This window comes from Paraglaciecola mesophila KMM 241 (genome assembly GCF_000315015.1).
Classification (GTDB): Bacteria; Pseudomonadota; Gammaproteobacteria; order Enterobacterales; family Alteromonadaceae; genus Paraglaciecola; species Paraglaciecola mesophila.
In genome coordinates this window covers 1-2,930 of the sequence record NZ_BAEP01000069.1, presented here as the reverse complement: position 1 = coordinate 2,930, position 2,930 = coordinate 1, and the positions used below count along the sequence as shown (strand labels likewise).

Below are 2,930 nucleotides of genomic sequence, written 5' to 3'. Positions count from 1 at the left end.
CGCTTTGCCAAGGGGCAAATGCGAACGTTGTTGGGCGAAGCCCTGTGAGTATTTGTCCCAGCCGCGCTGTTTGCGGCGAACTTTGGCAACTTGTTAGGCATTTACAGTTGTCCCGTACCACCATAACTTTAACTCAGATTCTGAACCAAAGTTTGTAAGCACATGAATAATTCCATAATTATCAGGAAGATAAACACGATGTTGACTCAATAATTTTTCTATTCTGTCTATATACTCAGGGACTCTCTTGTGGAATGCCGTTGCACTTTTATTTACTTTACTAAATGGATTCTTAATATGAAGTATGTCACCACATGAATCATAAGCTACCTGAAATTGCTTTAACGTCAGAAAACCAGATTTGACGTCTTTCCAATAACCATCAAAACACCCTTTTGTTGGAATAGGATAAAATCTAGGATTTATAGTTTTAATCTTATTTACAATGCGCTTAGCATGCCAGTCTTTGGCAATATCCTCACGAATAGCCCTATATTGTTCCTGGTGACAAACTAAAGATGAGTAAGCTATTAATTCAAGTACCTTTCTCAATTGCAAGGCTTCAGTTTCAATCTGAGCTTTTAAGTAAATCACGTGAGCTTCGCCAGAAATCAAAGCCTTAAGAACTTCTAATCTTTTTTCAATTTCCCACATTAAGCTAAGATATTTTTTTCTAGCGCGCGAATTGTCCATGAACCTCCGGATGCCTAACTTTTAAATAAGGGGCGCAGACGTGTGGGCTAAAATCCGAACGAAGTGAGCAGCCCACATGTTTGCGTCCCAGCTCGCGCAGCGGGCGAACTTAATTTTTTTGTTAGATGCGTGCATTTTTAAACCACTACCCTAGGTGGTTTACCATGAAAGTCCAAGTACAATTTTTTGAGATTATCTGGCACGAGAGGCCAGCCACGTTCAATACCTTCTTTTGTACCTTTCCAGAATAAGTGCTCTGTATAATATACATCTATGTACTCGAATTCCGCCTTGGTTGCAGTATCTAGTTTCTCGCTCATGTACTGCAACTGTTCTAGTGCTTCTTCTAAATTGCCTTGGTTAAACAAAATAGTTGTCAAATTTGCTAACTCTTCCATTAGAAATGTGAGTGCCCAACTCTCATGTTTTTCCATAAGAGTAACAACGTCAGGAAATTTAGTGCGAATCTCTTTTAAGAATCGTCTTATTTCTGATTTAGCCATTGATTTCCCAGAAGCACCTAACGCCCACTTCAGCCGCAGCTGGTATGGAGCGCTTTTTGTGTTATTGTTTGAGTGAGAGCGAGTGACGCAAAAAGCGCGTAGTACCAGCTGTCAGCTGCAAGTGATTGTTATACCTATATTTGCTTAAGATCATTACGCATTTGCTCTCGTAGCTCTTTCGCCTTGCTTTTGGCTAGCTCACCAACTCTCATAAGCTCAGCTTGATTCTCCGCCGCCAAGTCTTGGTCATTCTCTATAGTTATTTTTACCAAGTCTGACATCATTTTTCCGGATATTGAAAAAAGCTGGTCGTATAAATCCTTGATTTCGTCAAGCAGAACAGCCACTTCGTCACTTGCAGTTAAGCGCAGACTGTTAGTCTCGGACTCAATAACTCCAAGCTCCTGGAACCCGTCTCGAGTTATTTTTGATATTTCCTCAGAAAATTTAATAGTTGCTGTTGTTGCTTCGGCTTCATCGTTACGATCACAGGCATGCAGATACGATGACATAAACTGGTTCATTATCGGAGTGAACACATTTTGATAATCAGTTTGATGCTTACTATGTATGGAATCGATATGTCTAAAATATGATTCGTATTGGGCTGCCTTCATTTCGAAGACTTTCTTTCTCCGCTCTAGATCAAGGTCAAATGATTGCTTAACTGCAATAAGCTCTCGTTCGTGACGTTTCTTATTAAAATATAGAAAAGCCAACCAGAGCGCGTTTATCAGCCCAAATGCCCAGGCGGCATATTCAGGCTTCTCTGAAATTATTTTGAATAATTCTTCCATTCTCGAATTTCTACTCTAGGTATAACGCTTCGAATATGCGGCGCGCGCTGTTTGCGCGTCGGCCATTATTTGTTTGTTATGTGCCATATGCCCACCAGATAATTAATATAAATAAAGAAAAGAATACTAAGCCCTTTTTGTAGCCTTTATTTCTGACTTTTATCCAAAACAACTTTTGAGCTTTTTGCTCAGATTGACTTAATAAATGATCGCAATGAGGACACCTGTTACCTAAATACATTATTAGATTACAATTTGGACATTTTGCAGATGGCTCAAACTCGGCCATACCCATAATTGTAGGTTTCTCAGGATTCATGATTTCCTTGGCACATAACAATATTAATATCTTGCAAAATGAGGTGATTGCATCCGCGTATTAAACACGGCATTTTGTCGCATATATACATTCATCATTTTTAACATGCTTCCTATGTCTTTGTATAGGTTAGTTATCTTTCTGGTTTCTTAAAACATCTTTGTTGATATGCGACACTTTGCAAAAAACTTGCTGTTATAGGAGACAGCAACTATAACTGTATAAATACACATGTAAATTAAAGTGCAATTTATGCCAAATTCACCCTCGCCTTTTTTGACTATGGTCGCCGAAGAAATGTATAAAAAGCGTTATGCCAAACGCACGGTAGAATCCTACATAAAGTGGATCCGTGGTTTTATTCTTTTCCACAATAAGCAACATCCGACCTATTTACACGATAACGAGGTAGAAGCATTTTTATCTCATTTAGTGCTCAAGCAGGATTGCGCAGCTAACACGCAATCTTCAGCATTGAACGCATTGGTGTTTTTATACCGAGATATTATGGATAAACCACTCACCCTAAAATTAAATTTTGTTAAAAGTAACAGGCAGCAGAAACTGCCTGTGGTATTAACCATTGATGAAACACGTCGTTTTTTTGCGGTGATTAAT

General features: G+C 38.9%; 5 protein-coding genes. 1 reads left to right on the top strand and 4 read right to left on the bottom strand.

The genetic code is table 11. The features are described from left to right. Positions 1–93: 93 nt before the first annotated feature. The 4 genes from GMES_RS16370 to GMES_RS16355 form a co-directional block, all read right to left on the bottom strand. Positions 94–693 carry a hypothetical protein gene (locus GMES_RS16370; protein WP_006993863.1) on the bottom strand — a complete coding sequence of 200 codons (600 nt, stop codon included), beginning with the start codon at positions 691–693 and terminating at the stop codon, positions 94–96. Between the two features lie 137 nt (positions 694–830). Next, on the bottom strand, positions 831–1,196 hold the full coding sequence (locus GMES_RS16365; RefSeq protein ID WP_039987676.1) for a DUF7674 family protein: 366 nt from the start codon (positions 1,194–1,196) through the stop codon (positions 831–833). 134 nt (positions 1,197–1,330) lie between these two features. Beyond that, positions 1,331–1,993, bottom strand: a complete 663-nt coding sequence (locus tag GMES_RS16360) for a hypothetical protein (RefSeq protein ID WP_006993860.1) — start codon at positions 1,991–1,993, stop codon at positions 1,331–1,333. 76 nt (positions 1,994–2,069) lie between these two features. Further along, complete coding sequence (locus GMES_RS16355) at positions 2,070–2,312, bottom strand: hypothetical protein (protein WP_039987673.1); 243 nt, start codon at positions 2,310–2,312, stop codon at positions 2,070–2,072. A gap of 252 nt (positions 2,313–2,564) precedes the next feature. Here GMES_RS16355 and GMES_RS16350 point away from each other — a divergent pair. Further along, on the top strand, positions 2,565–2,930 hold a 366-nt coding region (locus GMES_RS16350), incomplete at its 3' end, for a site-specific integrase (protein ID WP_039987671.1).

Bases quoted from the DNA above. Each gene is read 5' to 3' on its own strand.
- GMES_RS16370 (WP_006993863.1), bottom strand. From the start codon at position 693: ATGGACAATTCGCGCGCTAGAAAAAAATATCTTAGCTTAATGTGGGAA.
- GMES_RS16365 (WP_039987676.1), bottom strand. From the start codon at position 1,196: ATGGCTAAATCAGAAATAAGACGATTCTTAAAAGAGATTCGCACTAAA.
- GMES_RS16360 (WP_006993860.1), bottom strand. From the start codon at position 1,993: ATGGAAGAATTATTCAAAATAATTTCAGAGAAGCCTGAATATGCCGCC.
- GMES_RS16355 (WP_039987673.1), bottom strand. From the start codon at position 2,312: ATGAATCCTGAGAAACCTACAATTATGGGTATGGCCGAGTTTGAGCCA.